We start from the raw sequence: 559 nt of genomic DNA, 5'->3' as shown, positions 1-559 counted from the left end.
GGGGGGGCCGGGGGGGGGGGGGGGCCCCCCCGGGGGGGGGGGGGGCCCCCGGGCCCCGCGCGCGCCCCCCCCCCCCCCCCCCCCCGGGCCGCGCGCCCGCGGTGCCGCGGACCTGCCTGACGGATGGCTGGGGCGCGCCGCGCGGCGCCATCGCGACCACCATCGCCCATGACAGCCACAACCTGCTGGTGCTGGGGCGGGAGGCCGCCGACATGCAGGCGGCGGCGAACGCGCTGATCGCCTGCGGCGGCGGCATGGCGGTGGCCGAAGGCGGCCGCGTCACCGCGCTGCTGCCCCTCCCAATCGCCGGGCTTCTGGCCGAGACGCCGCCCGAGGAGACGGCGGCGAGTTTCGCGGCACTGCGCGCGGCGGCCGATCGCGTGGTGGACTGGCAACTGCCCTTCCGCATCTTCCGCGGGCTGACGGGGATCGCGCTGGCCTGCAATCCGGGGCCGCATCCGACCGATCTTGGGATTTCGGACGGGAGCACGGGCGAGGTGTTCGATCCGGCGGAAGTGCTGACGGGTTAGGTGGGGGGGGCCGCCCCCCCCCCCCCGGC

1 protein-coding gene is annotated in these 559 nt (G+C 79.2%); it reads left to right on the top strand.

The features are described from left to right. The coding region (locus tag AC1MIR_RS25440) for an adenine deaminase C-terminal domain-containing protein (RefSeq protein ID WP_480030965.1) at positions 1-530 on the top strand (530 nt) is incomplete at its 5' end. Positions 531-559: the final 29 nt, after the last annotated feature.

Source organism: Falsiroseomonas sp. RANM36, assembly GCF_056682175.1.
This window is presented reverse-complemented; position numbering and strand designations above follow the sequence as displayed.